Source organism: Delftia sp. GW456-R20, from assembly GCF_001622915.1.
Taxonomy (GTDB): domain Bacteria; phylum Pseudomonadota; class Gammaproteobacteria; order Burkholderiales; family Burkholderiaceae_C; genus Comamonas; species Comamonas acidovorans.
The window spans coordinates 3,982,884-3,999,277 of sequence record NZ_LWCN01000004.1; the positions used below are offsets into that span (position 1 = coordinate 3,982,884).

Below are 16,394 nucleotides of genomic sequence, written 5' to 3' on the forward strand. Positions count from 1 at the left end.
GGACATGTATATACAGGATTACCCGGCAAACCGGTGATGGAGCGAGCATCCTGCATCTACCTGCGATCAACACGGAGAGCAACAGCAAATGCCGTGCCAACCAAGCTTGTCCATACAACCTGGGGAAAATCCCGGGTAACAGCTCACCACCGTGGTGCATGCCACGGGGCTGCGCGCCGCTACGGTGCAATCACGGCACGCGCCACCTTCAAGAACGGTGCAATCAGCGGCGAGGCATTGCCCGCCGGCACGGCCAGCACCACGCCCTGGGGGGCCACGCGGCCCCGGATGCGGCGGCAGGCCAGGCGCTGGCCATCGTGGGTGCGGTCCACCACCGGCCGCGTGGTCAGCACGCTCAGGCCGTGGCCGTTGGCCACCATGGAGCGCAGCATTTCGATGGAGGCGAACTCATGGGCCACCAGCGGCGTCACGCCGGCCTCGCGGAACAGCGACAGGAAATACTCGCGGCTGTGCGGCAGGTTGATCAGCACCAGCGGGTAGCGGGCCACCTCGGCCAGCGCCACGCTGGTCCTGGCCGCCAGCGCATGGCGCTGCGGCAGCAGCACATAGGGCGGCAGCGCCGCCACGGGCAGCAGCTCCATGCGGGGACGCGCCAGGCCCGTGTCGTACTGCAGGGCCGCATCGAGCTCGCCGCGCTCCACCTGCTGCGTGAGCGAGGCGATGTCGCCCTCCACCAGCTCCAGCGCAATGCCGGGGTGCAGACGCTGCATCTGCGCCAGCAGGGCCGGCACCCAGCGCGCGCCCAGCGTGCTCAGAAAACCCAGGCGCAGCACGCCCGCCATCGCCGCCGTGCGCGGCCCCTGCAGGCTGCGTGCGCCGTCCAGCAGCGCCTGGGCCTCGCGGCTGCGCACCGCGCCGGCCGCCGTGAGATCCAGTCCCCTGGCATGGCGGCGCACGAACAGCGCCTCGCCCCACAGCGCCTCCAGGTCGGCAATCGCCTTGGAGATGGACGGCTGGGACACGCCGATGGCCTCGGCCGCGCGCGACGTGCTGCCATGGCGTGCGGCGGCCACGAAATACTCCAGCTGGCGCAGGCTGATTTGGATCATCTTTTTGAATGCATTGCATCAGGATTGAATATTTTCCATTGATTCAATCACGCGCCAGCATGCAGCCATAGACCACCCGTCCAAGGCTGCCCCCATGACCGAGTCCACCCCCCTTACCGCCCGCCCGCTGGACGGCGTGCGCATTCTCGACTTCACGCGCGTGCTGGCCGGGCCGCTGTCCACGGCCCTGCTGGCCGACCTGGGCGCCGAGGTCGTCAAGATCGAGCCGCCGCAGGGCGACGACTACCGCGCCATCGGCCCCATGAACAACGGCGAAAGCGCGCTGTTCACGGTGATGAACCGCAACAAGCAAAGCCTGGTGCTGGACCTCAAGCACCCCGAGGCCGTGGCCCTGGTCCACGAGATGGCCGCCCAGGCCGACGTGGTGGTGGAGAACTTCCGGCCCGGCGTGGCCGAGCGCCTGGGCATAGGCGCAAGCCAGTTGCGGGCGCTCAATCCGCGCCTGGTCTATGTCAGCGTCTCGGGCTTCGGGCAGACCGGGCCGCTGGCCCACCGGCCGGCCTACGACATCATCGTGCAGGCCATGAGCGGCCTCATGGAGGCCACGGGCGAGCCCGATGGCGCGCCCACCGTGGTGGGCGAGGCCGTCAGCGACGTGGTGGCCGGCCTGTTCGCCTCCTGGGCCACGCTGGCCGCGCTGCTGCAGGCCCGCGCCACGGGACAGGGCCAGCAGGTGGACGTGGCCATGTTCGACACCACGCTGAGTTTTCTGGCCACCTCGGTGGCGCGCTACCTGTTCACGGGCCGGCCCGCACGCCGTGTGGGCAACCGCCATCCGCTGTCCGCACCGTTCGGCGTGTACCGCGCAGGCGACGGCCACTTCGCGCTGGCCGTGCTCAACAACAAGCTGTTCGCCGCCGCCCTGCAGGCCATGGAGCTGGGCGGGCTGGCCGGCGACCCGCGCTTTGCCAGCGACGAATCACGCTCGGCCCACGAACCCGCGCTGCGCGAGGCCATCGAGGCCTGGGCCGGCAGGCATGAAGTGGCGCAGGTGGTGGCCGCGCTGGATGCGGCCGGCGTGCCCGCCGCCCCCATCTGGAACATTGCCCAGGCGCTGGAGTCGCCCCAGAGCCAGGCACGCGGCCTGCTCGGCGCGGTGCAGGACCCGCGCCTGCCCGGCCTGCGCCTGCCCACCCAGCCCGTGCATTTCAGCGGCGCCGCACCCAACCGCGCCGAGCGCGCACCCGCCCTGGGCGAGCACACCGAGGCCCTGCTCTCGCAGTGGCTGGGCCGGGGCGCCGAAGCCATTGCCGCGCTGCGTGCATCCGGTGCCCTGGGCACCGCAGGCTCGGCCCCCTCTTCCCCATCACATTGAGCGAACCTCCATGAACTTCCAACGACTGGGCACTACCGCCGACGACCACGCCATTGCCGATGCCGTGGCCCGCTTTGCCGACGACGCACTCGCCCCGCTGGCGCAGCGCATGGACGAAGAGGCACTGTCCGCCACCTGCCATGTGCCGGGCCTGTCGGCTCTGGGCGTGATGGGCATGAACCTGCCCGAGGCCCTGGGCGGCCCCGGCGTCACGCCCACGGCCATGCTGCTGTCCCTGGTAGCCATCTCGCGCGCCTGCGCGGCCACCTCGTCCATGATCGGCGCCCACTACCTGGGCACGGACGCCGTGCTCATCGGCGGCGACGACGCCCAGCGCCAGCAGTGGCTGCCGCGCTGCGCCAGCGGTCAATGGCTGGCCGCCTTTGCGCTGACCGAGCCGCGCGGCGGCTCGCACCCGGCCGACATGCGCACGCGCGCCGTGCGCGATGGGGACGACTATCTGATCACGGGCGTCAAGCACTTCATCTCCAACGCCGCCGAGGCGCGCTTCATGGTCGTCTTCGCCAAGACCGACATGGAGGCCGGCGCGCGCGGCGTCAGCGCCTTCATCGTGCCGCGCGATCTGCCCGGCATCCAGATCTCGGCCCCCGAGAAACTCATGGGCATCCGCGGCGGCCATGCCTTCGAGGTCTCGCTGGACGGCGTGCGCGTGCCCGCCAGCCACCGGCTGGGCGCCGAGGGCACAGGCTTCAAGACGGCGATGAAGGTGCTGGACAACAGCCGCCTGGACGTGGCGGCCACCGCCCTGGGCGTGGCCGAGGCCGCCCTGGCCGCCGCCGCGCAATGGGCCAATCAGCGCCTGGTCGGCGGCGAGCCACTGGCCACGAAACAGGGCATCCAGTGGAAGCTGGCCGACATGAAGCTGCGCCTGGAGGCATCGTGGGCACTGACCATGCAGGCCCTGGCCTTGCGCCAGGCCGGCCAGCCCTTCACCCAGCACTCGGCCATGGCCAAGCTGCATGCGTCCGAAATGGTGGGCTTCGTCACCGACGAAGCCCTGCAGATCCACGGCGGCTACGGCTACACGCGCGAAATGCCGCTGGAGCGCCTGGTGCGCGATGCGCGCATCCTGCGCATCTACGAAGGCTCGTCCGAAGTGCAGCGCAGCATCATTGCGCGTGGGGTGCTGGGCGGCAGCTGAATGCAGCAGCGGGTGGCTAGGAGAAATCTGAAAATGGCACCCTCGCGCCCGCAAAAGGCCGTTGATGCAGAGCGGTTCAAACCCCAGGTCTTCCCTGGACCTTGCGAGGGGGCGCAAAATGGCGGCTGTTGCGGCCTTCGGGCCGCAGCGCATTTTTTGCGGGAAGCGCCCGCATCCCGCTCCCTCCCGCGCCAGCCGCCTCTGCCGAAAGAAGTCCCCGTTGTCCGCCGCGCATTCCGTCCTGCAAGCCGTGTTCGGCTACGAACAATTCCGCGGTCCGCAGGAAGCCATCGTCTCGCACGTGGTCGCCGGCGGCGATGCGCTGGTGCTCATGCCCACGGGTGGCGGCAAGTCGCTGTGCTACCAGGTGCCGGCCATCGTGCGCCAGCAGCAGGGCCACGGCGTGGCGGTGGTGGTGTCGCCGCTGATCGCGCTCATGCACGACCAGGTCGGCGCGCTGCACGAGGCCGGTGTCAGCGCCGCCTACCTGAACTCCACGCTGTCCTATGACGAGACGCAGGAAGTCGAATGGCGCCTGCAAAGCGGCGAGATCACCCTGCTGTATGCCGCGCCCGAGCGCCTGAACACGCCGCGCTTCCTGGGCCTGCTCGACGACCTGCATGCCCAGGGCAAGCTGTCGCTGTTCGCCATCGACGAGGCCCACTGCGTGAGCCAGTGGGGCCATGACTTCCGGCCCGAGTACCGCGCGCTGAGCGTGCTGCACGAACGCTATGCGGGCGTGCCGCGCATCGCGCTCACGGCCACGGCCGATGCGCTGACGCGCGCCGACATCGTCGAGCGGCTGCAGCTGGAGAGCGCACGGCACTTCGTCAGCAGCTTCGACCGCCCCAACATCCGCTACCGCATCGCCGAGAAGAAGGACGTCAGCAACCAGCTGCTGCGCTTCATCGAGCGCGAGCACGAGGGCGAGGCCGGCGTGGTCTATTGCCAGTCGCGCAAGCGCGTGGAGGAGCTGGCCCAGACGCTGAGCCAGGCCGGCGTGCCCGCCCTGCCCTACCACGCGGGCCTGCCCTTCGAGACGCGCCAGTTGCACCAGGACCGCTTCCTGCGCGAGGACGGCATCGTCATCGTCGCCACCATCGCCTTCGGCATGGGCATCAACAAGCCCGATGTGCGCTTCGTGGCCCATGTGGACATGCCCAAGAACATCGAGGGCTACTACCAGGAAACCGGCCGCGCAGGCCGCGACGGGCTGCCCGCCGATGCCTGGATGGCCTACGGCCTGTCCGACGTGGTCAACCAGCGCCGCATGATCGACGAAAGCCCGGCCGAGGACACCTTCAAGCAGGTCATGCGCGGCAAGCTCGATGCCCTGCTGGGCCTGGCCGAGGCCACGGACTGCCGCCGCGTGCGGCTGCTGGCCTACTTCGGCGAGCAGTACGGCCTGGGCGCACCGGGAGAAGACGCAGAGACGGACCTTGAAGGCCGGCCTCTGCAGCGCGTGGCAAAGACCGCCTGCGGCAACTGCGACAACTGCATGGAGCCCCCGGCCCTGTGGGATGGCACGGACGCCGCGCGCAAGCTGCTGTCCACCATCTACCGCGTGCACGAGGCCAGCCAGCTGACCTTTGGCGCGGGCCACATCATGGACGTGCTGCGCGGCAAGGACACCGAGAAGGTGCGCCAGTACGGCCACGACAAGATCTCCACCTTCGGCCTGGGCAAGGACTACAGCGAGCCCCAGCTGCGCGGCGTGATGCGCCAGCTGCTGGCCACCGGCGCCCTGGGCCTGCACAAGATCACCAGCGAGAACAGCGGCCACAGCTTCGACACCCTGTGCCTGGCCGATGGCTCGCGCGACGTGCTGCGCGGCAATGTCCCCGTGCAGCTGCGCGAGGCCGTGGCCGCGCCACGCACGCGCACCTCCAAGCGCGCCACCCAGCCCAACGCGGCCGCCGCCAGCCTGGGGCCCGACGCCCAGGTGCGCTTCATCAATCTCAAGGCCTGGCGCGCCGAGGTCGCGCGCGAGCACAACCTGCCGGCCTATGTGATCTTCCACGACGCCACGCTGGCGGCCATTGCCGAACGCAACCCGGCTTCGCTGGACGACCTGCAGGGCATCAGCGGCATGGGTGCCAAGAAGCTCGACGCCTACGGCGCCGAGGTGCTGCGGGTGGTGGCCACGGGTTGACGCGCATAGCCCTCATGCACATCGCTTGGGGCTGGGCTCAACCATGAGAAAAGGCCTGCACCTCCATGGCGTCAGGCCTTTTTCGTGAAACCGGAACCCCTTACTGCGCCAGCACCCTGAAGGTCAGCGTGTAGTTGTTGCCGTACTGCGGCGCGGCGGCGCCGGCGGGGGCGTCGGCGCGGTAGCGCACCAGGGCCAGGTAGATGCCGGACTTGGGCAGGGCGTAGGAGATGCGGCCCTCGCCATCGGTGGTCAGTGCATCCACGCTGTGCTGGCTGGCCAGGTCCATGGCCGAGCGGAAGATTTCCACCTTCTGCGCGGCCAGCGGCTTGCCGTCGTATTGCACGGTGAAGTCGAACTTCTCGCCCGCGAACAGGTCGGCGGGATGCGTGACGGGCACGATCTCCAGGCCCTTGCCTGAGGGCGCGAGCGCGGCCCGGCTGGGCTTGCCCACCGTGATGTAGGTCTCGGAGACCGACAGCGACTGGTAGTGGCTCAGCAGCCTGGCATCGGCCGGCGTGGGCGTGGCGGGATCACGCGCCGTCTCCACCTTGCCGTTGCGCTCCCACGAACGGAAGACGGCGCCCAGGCGCGGGCCGGTGCTCACGCGGTAGGTGCCTTTCTCGTCGGACAGTTGGTGCTCGGCCACGGTGCGGGTCTTGAACTGGCGCACATCGGCCACGGGCGTGACCGAGCCGTCGGGCGCCGTCACGGTGAAGCGCGTTTCGCCAAAAGCCACTTCGGGGATGAAGAACTTGTCGGCAAAGCTGGCGTCCACGCTGATGACGGCCCGGGGCGAAGCCTCGAAGCTGGTGGGCAGCAGGTAGGGCGTGTGGGCCTGGGCGGAGATGCACACGGCCGACAGCAGCGGCAGCCACCAGGCCAATCGCTTGGATGGGGTTTTGGCCATGTCCGCTCAGGGCTTCTTGACGTCGTTCTTGTCCACGACGCCATCGGCATTGACGTCGGCTTCCTTGAAGCTGCGTTCGGCGATGGCCATGTCTTCTTCCACGGTGTATTTGCCGTCGCGGTTCCTGTCCACGATGCCGAAGCGCACATGGGCCTGCTTCATGGACTGGGCATAGCGCTCGTCGGGCTGGCGGCCCGCGTACTGCTGCTTGAGGCGGGCCTCGAACTCGTCCACGTACTCCTTCTCGCTGAGCCAGCCGTCGCCATTGGTGTCGCCGGCCAGGAAGCGCTGCTTGCGCACGGTGTCGTACTCCTGGCGCGTGACCACGCCATCACGGTTGGCGTCGTAGCTGCCCATGAAGGCAGACTGGCCATGCCCGCCCGCAGGCTGGGCCGGGCCGCTGGCGGACGGTGCCGTGGGCGATGCGCAGGCGGTGAGCAGGGCCGCCAGGCCGGCAGCGGCCAGCATGCGGTGGGACAGAGAGAACTCGATCATGAAACGACTCCTGAAGTAGGCAGATACAGCGGCGGCTGCGATGGTGGTGGAGGCTTTCCGGCCGACACCGCCGCTGTAGGGAAGGCCGGCCGGCCCCTGGAGAAACTCCTCGGATCCGCGCCACGCGGCAAGTGAAGGTGGCGTGGATGCAATGGCATGGTGCGCAGGGCGCTCAGAACGCAACGTTCATGGACACGGCGAAGGTGCGGCCCGGGTTGCTCAGCAGCTCGATGTCGCGGCGGTCGCGCGCCACGCCGGGCTGCAGGCTGCGGGTGCTGGAATAGTCCCAGTAGCGCTTGTCGCCCAGGTTGTAGATGCCTGCGTTCAGGCGCACGTTCTTTGCGACCTGCCAGTAGCCGGCCAGGTCGAAGATGGCATAGCCGGGCACGCGGAACAGCTCGGTGGTCGAGTCGGTCAGGCCGGTGCCCGCGTTCTGGTAGCTGTCGCGGTTGGTGGCCACGGCCTGCTTGCCCGCGACGAAAGTGCCGGTCAGGTTCAGGCCCCATTGCCGGGCCGGTGCGTCATAGCCCACGCCGACGATGGCCTTGCGCGGCAGCACGCTGTCCAGCGGCACATCCTTGTCGCCTGCGTAGTAGGACTTGGAGGTGCCGCGGCTGATGCCCAGCGCCCAGGTGGAGTACAGGCCCCTGGCGGCGGGCATCCACTGGCCGTGGTCCAGGCGCGCGCTGGCCTCGAAGCCGTAGATCTTTGCGCTGTCGCGGTTCTCAGCCTGGTAGATGGTGCCGATGTGGGCGGGCACGTTGACGAACAGGTCGGGACGGCCCGCGCGCAGGTAGCGCGTGTAGGCGATGAAGTCGGAGTACTTGGTATAGAAGACCGAGCTGTTGAAGGTCACGCCCGGCGTGGGCGACCCCTTGAGGCCGAAGTCGAAGGCATTGCTGCTTTCCTCCTTCAGGTTGGGGTTGCCGACCAGCGCGTACTGGTTGCCGGTGTTGTAGTTGCTGGCCATGTTCCACGAGCCGAAGATCTCGCCGGCCGAGGGCGCGCGCCCGCTGCGCTTGAACTGGGCATAGGCGCTGAACGTGGGCGTGAGGTCATAGACCAGGGCCAGGCTGGGGCTGAGGATGGTGTTGCCACGCGTGCCGCCGTAGAGCTTCTGGACATCGGCGGCCGTGAGCACGCCCGAGACGAAGTTGTCCAGGTCGCGTGTCTTGATCTCCACGCGGTCCACGCGCAGCGCGGGAATCAGCGCCAGGCGGCGGCCACCGGCCTGGAAGCTGATCTCGTCCTGCAGGAAGGCGCCGTAGCGGCGGGTGGTGGTGTCGGGCTGGGGCTTCATGTTGCCGGACACGGCCCAGGGACGCTCCGTGTCCTGGGTCGAGGCATTGACGCCAAAGCTCAGGCGGTGGCGGTCGACGCGCTTGTCGCCCGTGCTCGAGAAACCCCAGGTGCGCGTCTCATTGCCGGAGACGTTGTGCACCTTGGCGCCCGTGGCCAGCGTGGTGGTGTCGGTGACGTCGTTGGTGTCCGTGTTCTGGAAGTACAGCCGCGTGTCCAGCTGGTCCACCCAGGCGCCAGTCGGTGTCCACAGGTGCTGCAGCTGCAGCGTGTTGCGACTGGTGTCGCTGTTCTGGCGTGAGCTTTCGGTGATGCTGGTGTTGGTGGTGTCCCAGCCGTGGAAGGAGGTGTCGTTCTTGCGGCGGTACAGGTCGGCCGACAGCACCAGGCGGTGGGCCGGGTTGATGCGCAGGCCGCCCTTGAGCAGCAGCGCGTTGGAGTTCCAGTCGTCGGGATAGCTGTTGACGATGGCGCTGTGGTTGCGCGTCTCGTGGCCGTCGCGGCGCGAGTAGGCGATCAGGCCGTCGAGGTCGCCCGAGCGGCCAGCGGCCGTGAAGCTCTCGTTCCAGGAGCGGTCGGCCGTGTCGTGGCCGATCTTGCCGCCCAGGTAGGAGGTCTTGCCGCCCACCAGGTAGTCCTCGGCGGACTTGGTGCGAAAGCCCACCGAGCCGCCGATGCCACCGGCCGCGCGCCGCGCCGTGGTGGTGCCGGAGAGGATGTCCACGGCCGAGAACATCTCGGGGTCGATGAAGTCGCGGCCCACGCCAAAGGTGTTGGCGCCGACACGGCTCACATAGGGGCGCGTGGTGGCGTCGGGCATCTCGACGCCGTCCACATCCATGCCGATGCGGTTGCCCTCGATGCCGCGGATGTTGTAGCCCGTGGTGCCCGAGCGGTCGAAGCTGCTGCGGTTGCGGCTGGTGCCCGAGGCCGTGCCCGGCGCGGAGACCAGGGGCTGGTAGCGCACCACATCGGCCATGCTGCCGGCCTGCTCCAGCGCCGGGCCGCTGACGGTGGTGGAGGCGCCGGGCGTGCGCTGCACGGGCTCGGCTGCATCGACCACATCGACCTGGGCCAGCGCCTTGGTGGGAGCCTGTGCCATCAGCCGGGCCTCATCGTCCGCAGTCTGCACATGCGTCTGCGTCTGCGTCTGCGTCTGTGCCCAGGCGCCGGGCGAGGCCAGACCGATCACGGCGGCCTGCACGGCCACGGCCAGCAGGCTGTGCCGCAATACCGGCGTGCGCGAGGGATTGCAGGAGAGGGAGAGGAAAGACGAACGCGAAGACACAGCCATGGCGGGAATCGGGGAAAGAGGGTTGCTGGCTAGCTGCCGACCTGTCCGCGGAGTGCTCTTGCGAGACCATTGCTCCCCCCGTGTGTGATTGTTCCTGCTGGCTTTCCGCGATTCTCCCATCAATTGATAATGATTATCATTTGTTTTGTCTCATTTACGTCACAGGGGCTGATCCAGGCTCCGCGCGGGCCTCCTCCACAAACCCCACACAAAGACTCGACAGCGCAGCAAGATTGCCCGCTCACACTGCGGCGGCTGAATATCTGGAGCCCTTTGCTGTGATCAATAACGCCCAACTTCTGGCCGACGAAGCCAAGTACTGCTCGTTCGGGGATACCGTCCACTACGTCAACCCGCCCAAGATCTTCTCGGGGTGCGAAGGCAGCTACATGTACGACGAGGCCGGCACGCCCTACCTTGATCTGCAGATGTGGTATTCGGCCGTGAACTTCGGCTACAAGAACAAGCGCCTCGAGCAGAAGATGATCGAGCAGCTGCAGACCCTGCCCCAGGTCGCCAGCCAGTACCTGCACCCCACCAAGATCGAACTGGCCAAGTTCATCGCCCAGGATGCGGAGCGCAAGTGGGGCCATGCCGGCCGCGTGCACTTCAACGTGGGCGGCGCCCAGGCCATCGAGGACTCGCTCAAGGTCGTGCGCAATGCCAGCGGCGGCAAGAGCCTGATGTTCGCCTTCGAGGGCGGCTACCACGGCCGCACGCTGGGCGCCTCCAGCATCACCTCCAGCTACCGCTACCGCCGCCGCTACGGCCACTTCGGCGACCGCGCGCAGTTCATCCCCTTCCCCTACCCGTTCCGCCGCCCCAAGGGCATGACGTCCGAGGAATACGCGGACTCCATCGTCCGGGAATTCGCGCGCAAGTTCGAGAACGAATACCACGCCATCTGGGACCCCAAGACCAACCAGTGCGAGTACGCGGCCTTCTACGTCGAACCCATCCAGGGCACGGGCGGCTACGTCGTGCCGCCGCCCAACTTCTTCAAGGGCCTCAAGAAGGTGCTGGACGACCACGGCGTGCTGATGGTGGTCGATGAAATCCAGATGGGCTTCTGGCGCACCGGCACGCTGTGGTCGGTGGAGAACTTCGGCGTCAAGCCCGACGTGCTGGTCTTCGCCAAGGCGCTGACCAACGGCCTCAACGCCCTGTCGGGCCTGTGGGCGCGCGAGGAGCTGATCAACCCCACCATCTTCCCGCCGGGATCGACCCACTCCACCTTCGCCTCCAACCCGCTGGGCACGGCCCTGGGCCTGGAAGTCATGAAGATGACCCACGAGATGGACTTCGGCCGCCAGGTGCGCGAATCGGGCGCCTACTTCCTCGAAGGCCTCAAGGAGCTGCAAAAGCGCCACAAGGAAATCGGCGACGTGGACGGCCTGGGCCTGGCGCTGCGCGCCGAGATCTGCACCGAAGACGGCTTCACGCCCAACAAGGCGCTGCTGGACAAGATGGTGGACATCGGCCTCGAAGGCGGCCTGGAATACCAGGGCCAGAAACGCGGCCTGGTGCTGGACGTGGGCGGCTACTACAAGAACGTGATCACCTTCGCGCCCTCGCTGATGATCTCGCGCCCCGAGATCGACGAAGCCATGGTCCTGCTGGACCAGTTGCTCACGAAAGCCAAGGCGGCCTGAAGGCGCGATGCCCGCAGAGCGCCTGCACAACCAACTCGAACCCCCAGGCCTGCTCGCGCAGTTCGCGGCCCATCCTCCCGAGGGCTTCGCACTGCTGCAGGACTGGCCGGCGCCGGCCTTCACGGCGCCCTTCGATCTTCTGACCACGGCGGACGACGCGCTCAAGGCGCGTCTTTTGTCGTTGCCCGGTGGCGGCTGGCTGTCGCGCCGGCTGCGCCTGTCCACCGACTTCGTGGGCACCACGGTCAGCGAGTACGCCGTGCTGCCCATCGGCATCCCTGCCGCCCAGCAGGCTGCCGCGCTGCGTGCGCGCGCAGGCCGGCGCATGCTGACCATCGTCAAGGACCTGCCCCAGGATTCACCGCTGCTGCCGGACGCCGACAACGCCCACGCACGGGCGCTGGCGCAGGCGCTGGCCGATGCGGGCTTCATCCTGGTCGAGGGCCAGGCCCTGGCCCATGTGCCCATCGACTTCTCCAGCCTGGACGAATACCTTGCGCGCCTGTCCAAAAGCCGCCGCCAGAACCTGCGCCGCAAGCTCAGGAGCCGCGCGCAGCTGCAGGTGCAGCGCATTCCCACGGGCGCGGCCTTTGCCGATGACGCCTGCGTCGATGCCTACTACGCGCTGTTCGATGCGGTGTATGCGCAAAGCGAGATCCACTTCGACAGGCTCACGCGCGATTTCTTCGCGGCCCTGCTGCGCGATGCAGGCAACGGCGGCACCGTGTTCGAGTACCGCGCGCTGCAGGACGACGGCACGCCCGGCGCGCTGCTGGGCTGGAACCTGTGCTTCGAGCACGGCGGCAAGCTGATCGACAAGTACATCGGCCTGTCCTACCCGGCCGCGCGCGAGGCCAATCTCTACTTCGTGAGCTGGATGGTCAACCTTGAATACGCCATCGAACGCGGCCTGAGCCACTACGTGGCCGGCTGGACCGACCCCGAGGTCAAGGCCCAGCTGGGCGCCAGCTTCACCTTCACGCAGCATGCGGTCTTCATCCGCAATCCGCTGCTGCGCGCACTGGGCCGGCGCTTTGCCGGCCACTTCGAAAGCGATCGCCAATGGAGCGAACAGAACTGAATGCCCAGCCGGTCGTGCTGGATGTGGATGGCTCGGTGGGGACCCTGCCCGGCGAGCTGCGCCTGCCGCTGCAGGACTGGCAGGAGCAGGTGCGCTTTGGCTGCGGCCTGCGCCGCTTTGCGCAGTTCCGCGCGGCACTCGACGCGCAACTGCCCGCCGCGCATGGCACGGCCCTCATGGGCAGTGGCGACTTCCACCACCTGAGCTGGCCGCTGATCGAGCGCTGCATCACCGCCCAGGCCCTGTCCGCGGGCCGGCCGCTGCGCGTGGTCGTGCTCGACAACCACCCGGACAACATGCGCTTTCCCTGGGGCGTGCACTGCGGCTCCTGGGTGCGGCGCGTGGCCCTGCATCCGGCCGTCTCGCATGTGCATGTGGCCGGCATCACCTCCGGCGACATCGGCCGCGCGCACGCCTGGGAGAACTACCTCACGCCGCTGCGCGCCGGCCGCCTGAGCTACTGGAGCGCGGGCGTGGACACGGGCTGGGCGCGCCGCCTGGGCGTGGATGCCGCCTTTCACGGCTTTGCCAGCGTGGCCGACCTGTCGCGCACGCTGGCGCGCATGCTGCGCGAGCAGGCCCAGCCCACCTACCTGAGCATCGACAAGGACGTGTTCGCGCCCGAGGTGGTGCGCACCAACTGGGACCAGGGCCGCATGCAGGAAGGCGAGGCCCTGGACATCATCGGCGCGCTGGCCGGCCAGATCGTGGGCAGCGACATCACGGGCGATGTGTCCTCCTGGCGCTACACGACCTGGTGGAAGCGCTGGATGAGCGCCGGAGACGGCCAGGACACGCAGATCGACGCGCAGACGCTGGCCACCTGGCAGCTGGGCCAGCATGCCTTCAACGAACGGCTGGTCGAATACATCCAGACCTGCACCAGCCCCTAGGATCCGTTCACACCCCGCATCCCCCACGTCCGCGCACCGCGGCCGACCGCAAGACAGGAGGCAACCCCATGATCGACCGGCTGACCGAAAGACTGCTGCAGCGCAGTTTCACACCCCTGGTGCGCAAGGGACTGCTCGAAATCTGCCTGCCCTGGGGGCGCATGCTGGCCTTCGGCGATGGCGGCCAGCCGCAGGCACGCATCCGCTTCACGGACAGGCGCGCGCTGTGGGCCCTGATGCGCGACCCGGACCTGAACCTTGGCGAGATGTTCATGCAGCAGCGCCTGGTGGTGGAGCGGGGCAGCATCTACGACGTGCTGGAGCTCGTGCTGCGCAACGCGCGCAACCTGCCCGTGCCGGCCAGCGTTCGGCTGCTCGATGCCTGGCGCATGCGGCTGCGCCCGCTGCTGCAGCACAACCGCCGCGGCAAGGCGCGCGCCAACGTGGCGCACCACTATGACCTCGACGACCGGCTGTATCGGCTCTTTCTGGATGGCGAGCGCCAGTACTCCTGCGCCTACTTCGAGCATGGCGACGAAAGCCTGGAGCAGGCCCAGCGGGCCAAGATGCGCCACATCGCCGCCAAGCTGCTCGTGGAGCCCGGCCACCGCGTGCTGGACATAGGCTGCGGCTGGGGCGGACTGTCGCGCTACCTGGCCGAGGTGGCTGGCGCGGGCCATGTGACGGGCGTGACGCTGTCCGGCGAGCAGCTGGCGGGCGCCCGCCAGCGTGCCGGCCAGTCTCCGTGCGCAGACCGCCTCAGCTACCGCCTGGAAGACTACCGCGACACGCGCGGCACCTTCGACCGCATCGTCTCGGTGGGCATGTTCGAGCATGTGGGCACGCGTTTTCACGACGCCTTCTTCCGCCAGTGCCGGGAGCTGCTGTCCGACGATGGCGTGATGCTGCTGCACTTCATCGGCAACAGCGATGTGCCCGACTTCAACAATCCCTGGATAGAACGCTACATCTTCCCGGGCGGCCACATTCCGTCCCTGTCGGAGTTCACGCCGGCCATCGAACGCAGCGGCCTGGTGGTCACCGATATCGAAGTGCTGCGCCTGCACTATGCGCGCACTCTGCGGCTGTGGCGCGAGCGCTTCATGGCGCGCCGCGGCGAGGCTGCCGCGCTCTACGACGAGCGCTTTTGCCGCATGTGGGAGTTCTATCTGTCCATGTCGGAAGCCGCCTTCCGCTACCAGGACATCGCCATTTTCCAGGTGCAGCTGGCACGCCGCCAGGAAGCGGTTCCGCTCACGCGCGACTATGTCGCCGAACGCAGCCAGGCCCTGCGCGGGCGCGAGCCACCGCCCGGCGCCACGCAGGCCGCAGCCGTCAGCCAGGCGCGGCGTGCGGCCTCTCCAGCAGACTGAGCAAGGCCTCGAAGCGCGCGTCGTCGAACCACAGGCTGTTGCCCACGGCCACCAGGCGCCGTGCCCAGTCGCGCCCCTGGTCCACCACGTCCTGGCGCGCCAGGCCCAGCACATGGTCGTAGCGGCCATAGTCGGGCAGCACATGGACGAAGGGCAGCGACAGACCCCAGCCCCGCCCCCACTGCGCGCGCAGCAGCGCATCGCGCGTGGCTGCATCGCGCAGGCGCAGCAGCAGCACGGGCCAGACGCCTTGCGCACCCGGCACGGTGTCACCCACCACCTCGACCCCATCGATGGCCGACAGCCAGGCGCCGCGCTCACGGGCCTGGCGCTGCAGTTGCTGCTGGAAATCCGCCAGCCGCGCCAGCGCGCGCCGGCCCACGCGGCGGCGCCAGGCGCCCAGTTCATGGCGGGCAATGGCGTCGTCGAAATCATCGCCGGCGGCCTGCACCCAGTCGCTGCGCGACAGCGCCTCGCGCAGGGGACGGCCATAGGCCAGGTCCAGCCCGGCGGGGCGGTACAGCGCCGCATAGCCCAACAGCTCCAGGCTGCGGCGCAACTCCCAGCCCCGGTCCTGGCGCACGCTGGCCGCATGTGTCTCGCGCAGTGCCTCGCGCAGCGCGGGGTCGCGCGCCAGCAGCACGCCGCCCTCGAAGGTGGTCAGGCCCTTGCCCACGGCCAGGCTGTAGAAGCCCACATCGCCCTGCCAGCCCACGGGCTCGCCGCGCAGGCGCGCGCCCAGGGCCTGGGCCGCGTCCTCCACCACCCAGGCGCCCACGGCGCGCGCGCAGTCCACGGCCGTGGCCACGTCGGCCACGCGGCCGCACAGATGCGTGGGCAGCACGGCCAGGGTGCGTTCGCTGCACAGGGCGCGCAGGCGCGTGGGGTCCATGTCCAGCGTGTCGGGATGCAGATCGCACAGGCGCAGTTGCAGGCCGCAGTGCGCCACGGCCAGGGCCACCAGCGGGCAGGTATAGGCGGGGGCGATGACTTCGCTGCGGCCCGGCGCCAGGCGGCGCAGGGTCTGCAGCGCCACCATCAGCGCCGAGGTGCCCGAGCATTCAAGCTGCACGGCGGGCACGCCCAGCCACTGCGCCAGCGCCGTCGCCAGGTCCGCATCGCCCCAGGGCAGCAGGTCGGCCGCGCGCAGCGGCAGGCCCGCCGTGGGCGGCAGCACGCGTTCAGCCACGGTGCGTGCCGTGCTCGGCCGAGGCCGCCAGATGCGCGGCGCCCGCGCTGGCCGAACCCGCGCCCGGGTTGCCGCCCGCATGGCCCGGCGTGTCATCGTCTGCGCCGGGCCCCTCGGCCTCCTGCGTCTCGCTGACGGCCAGGCAGGCGATGCCGGCCACGATGAACAGGCAGCCGATGATCTGGGGCATGCCTATGCGCTCGTCGAACAGCCAGTACGACAGCGCCAGCACGGAAAGAATCTCCAGGTGCGATGCCGCAAAGGCCGGGCCGATGGGCGCGCGCTTGAGCAAGGTCATCCACGAGAAAAAGGCGCCGATGTAGCCCACGAAGGCGCCATAGATCCAGGGCTGGCCGAACACGCGCGCCAGCCAGGCCGTGGAGAACTCCAGCGGCAGCGCCGCATTGCCGGCCTGCTTGAAGCTCAGCTGGGCCAGCGTGTCGAAGGCCATGAGCACCAGAAAGCCGATGAAATAAAAGCGCTTCATT

13 protein-coding genes are annotated in these 16,394 nt (G+C 68.8%); 7 read left to right on the plus strand and 6 right to left on the minus strand.

What is annotated here, in order from left to right; genetic code table 11:
• Positions 1 to 179: 179 nt before the first annotated feature.
• On the minus strand, positions 180 to 1,070 hold the full coding sequence (locus tag A4F85_RS23155) for a LysR substrate-binding domain-containing protein (protein WP_063327809.1): 891 nt from the start codon (positions 1,068 to 1,070) through the stop codon (positions 180 to 182).
• Between the two features lie 94 nt (positions 1,071 to 1,164).
• Here A4F85_RS23155 and A4F85_RS23160 point away from each other — a divergent pair, with 94 nt between their 5' ends.
• The 3 genes from A4F85_RS23160 (at position 1,165) to A4F85_RS23170 (ending at position 5,720) form a co-directional block, all read left to right on the plus strand.
• Complete coding sequence (locus A4F85_RS23160) at positions 1,165 to 2,406, plus strand: CaiB/BaiF CoA transferase family protein (protein WP_063327810.1); 1,242 nt, start codon at positions 1,165 to 1,167, stop codon at positions 2,404 to 2,406.
• A gap of 10 nt (positions 2,407 to 2,416) precedes the next feature.
• The gene (locus tag A4F85_RS23165) at positions 2,417 to 3,568 is read left to right on the plus strand and encodes an acyl-CoA dehydrogenase family protein (RefSeq protein ID WP_063327811.1); all 1,152 of its coding nucleotides are present in this window, start codon (positions 2,417 to 2,419) and stop codon (positions 3,566 to 3,568) included.
• Between the two features lie 220 nt (positions 3,569 to 3,788).
• On the plus strand, positions 3,789 to 5,720 hold the full coding sequence (locus A4F85_RS23170) for a RecQ family ATP-dependent DNA helicase (protein ID WP_063327812.1): 1,932 nt from the start codon (positions 3,789 to 3,791) through the stop codon (positions 5,718 to 5,720).
• Between the two features lie 100 nt (positions 5,721 to 5,820).
• Here A4F85_RS23170 and A4F85_RS23175 read toward each other — a convergent pair whose 3' ends face one another.
• From A4F85_RS23175 to A4F85_RS23185, 3 genes are all read right to left on the minus strand, one after another.
• Positions 5,821 to 6,630: a DUF4198 domain-containing protein gene (locus tag A4F85_RS23175; protein ID WP_063327813.1), complete on the minus strand. Its 810-nt coding sequence runs from the start codon at positions 6,628 to 6,630 to the stop codon at positions 5,821 to 5,823.
• A 6-nt stretch (positions 6,631 to 6,636) separates the two neighbouring features.
• The gene (locus tag A4F85_RS23180) at positions 6,637 to 7,125 is read right to left on the minus strand and encodes a hypothetical protein (protein WP_012202078.1); all 489 of its coding nucleotides are present in this window, start codon (positions 7,123 to 7,125) and stop codon (positions 6,637 to 6,639) included.
• A 172-nt stretch (positions 7,126 to 7,297) separates the two neighbouring features.
• Positions 7,298 to 9,718 (minus strand): TonB-dependent hemoglobin/transferrin/lactoferrin family receptor, encoded by a 2,421-nt coding sequence (locus A4F85_RS23185; RefSeq protein WP_063327814.1) that lies wholly within the window; start codon positions 9,716 to 9,718, stop codon positions 7,298 to 7,300.
• Positions 9,719 to 9,996: 278 nt separating this feature from the next.
• On the opposite strand from A4F85_RS23185, the gene A4F85_RS23190 reads away from it, so the two are divergent.
• The 4 genes from A4F85_RS23190 (at position 9,997) to A4F85_RS23205 (ending at position 14,717) form a co-directional block, all read left to right on the plus strand.
• On the plus strand, positions 9,997 to 11,370 hold the full coding sequence (locus tag A4F85_RS23190; protein ID WP_034397609.1) for an aspartate aminotransferase family protein: 1,374 nt from the start codon (positions 9,997 to 9,999) through the stop codon (positions 11,368 to 11,370).
• A 7-nt stretch (positions 11,371 to 11,377) separates the two neighbouring features.
• Positions 11,378 to 12,451 carry a GNAT family N-acetyltransferase gene (locus tag A4F85_RS23195; protein WP_063327815.1) on the plus strand — a complete coding sequence of 358 codons (1,074 nt, stop codon included), beginning with the start codon at positions 11,378 to 11,380 and terminating at the stop codon, positions 12,449 to 12,451.
• Positions 12,433 to 13,344, plus strand: coding sequence for an arginase family protein (locus A4F85_RS23200; protein ID WP_063327816.1), 912 nt, complete (start codon positions 12,433 to 12,435; stop codon positions 13,342 to 13,344). The genes A4F85_RS23195 and A4F85_RS23200 overlap by 19 nt, the downstream gene beginning before the upstream one ends.
• A gap of 68 nt (positions 13,345 to 13,412) precedes the next feature.
• Positions 13,413 to 14,717 carry an SAM-dependent methyltransferase gene (locus A4F85_RS23205; RefSeq protein WP_063327817.1) on the plus strand — a complete coding sequence of 435 codons (1,305 nt, stop codon included), beginning with the start codon at positions 13,413 to 13,415 and terminating at the stop codon, positions 14,715 to 14,717.
• On the opposite strand, the gene A4F85_RS23210 is transcribed toward A4F85_RS23205, so the two are convergent.
• Positions 14,680 to 15,906, minus strand: a complete 1,227-nt coding sequence (locus A4F85_RS23210; RefSeq protein ID WP_063327818.1) for a DegT/DnrJ/EryC1/StrS family aminotransferase — start codon at positions 15,904 to 15,906, stop codon at positions 14,680 to 14,682. The two genes, A4F85_RS23205 and A4F85_RS23210, sit on opposite strands and share 38 nt — an antisense overlap.
• A complete protein-coding gene (locus tag A4F85_RS23215) occupies positions 15,899 to 16,393 on the minus strand; it encodes a DMT family transporter (protein ID WP_012202071.1) in 495 nt (164 codons plus the stop codon). Before A4F85_RS23215 ends, A4F85_RS23210 begins: the two co-directional genes overlap by 8 nt.
• Position 16,394 lies beyond the last annotated feature (1 nt).

Excerpts from the sequence above, each read along its gene's own strand:
- A4F85_RS23200 (WP_063327816.1), top strand. The coding sequence starts at position 12,433 with ATGGAGCGAACAGAACTGAATGCCCAGCCGGTCGTGCTGGATGTGGAT.
- A4F85_RS23160 (WP_063327810.1), top strand. The coding sequence starts at position 1,165 with ATGACCGAGTCCACCCCCCTTACCGCCCGCCCGCTGGACGGCGTGCGC.
- A4F85_RS23165 (WP_063327811.1), top strand. The coding sequence starts at position 2,417 with ATGAACTTCCAACGACTGGGCACTACCGCCGACGACCACGCCATTGCC.
- A4F85_RS23155 (WP_063327809.1), bottom strand. The coding sequence starts at position 1,070 with ATGATCCAAATCAGCCTGCGCCAGCTGGAGTATTTCGTGGCCGCCGCA.
- A4F85_RS23180 (WP_012202078.1), bottom strand. The coding sequence starts at position 7,125 with ATGATCGAGTTCTCTCTGTCCCACCGCATGCTGGCCGCTGCCGGCCTG.
- A4F85_RS23205 (WP_063327817.1), top strand. The coding sequence starts at position 13,413 with ATGATCGACCGGCTGACCGAAAGACTGCTGCAGCGCAGTTTCACACCC.
- A4F85_RS23215 (WP_012202071.1), bottom strand. The coding sequence starts at position 16,393 with ATGAAGCGCTTTTATTTCATCGGCTTTCTGGTGCTCATGGCCTTCGAC.
- A4F85_RS23185 (WP_063327814.1), bottom strand. The coding sequence starts at position 9,718 with ATGGCTGTGTCTTCGCGTTCGTCTTTCCTCTCCCTCTCCTGCAATCCC.
- A4F85_RS23175 (WP_063327813.1), bottom strand. The coding sequence starts at position 6,630 with ATGGCCAAAACCCCATCCAAGCGATTGGCCTGGTGGCTGCCGCTGCTG.
- A4F85_RS23195 (WP_063327815.1), top strand. The coding sequence starts at position 11,378 with ATGCCCGCAGAGCGCCTGCACAACCAACTCGAACCCCCAGGCCTGCTC.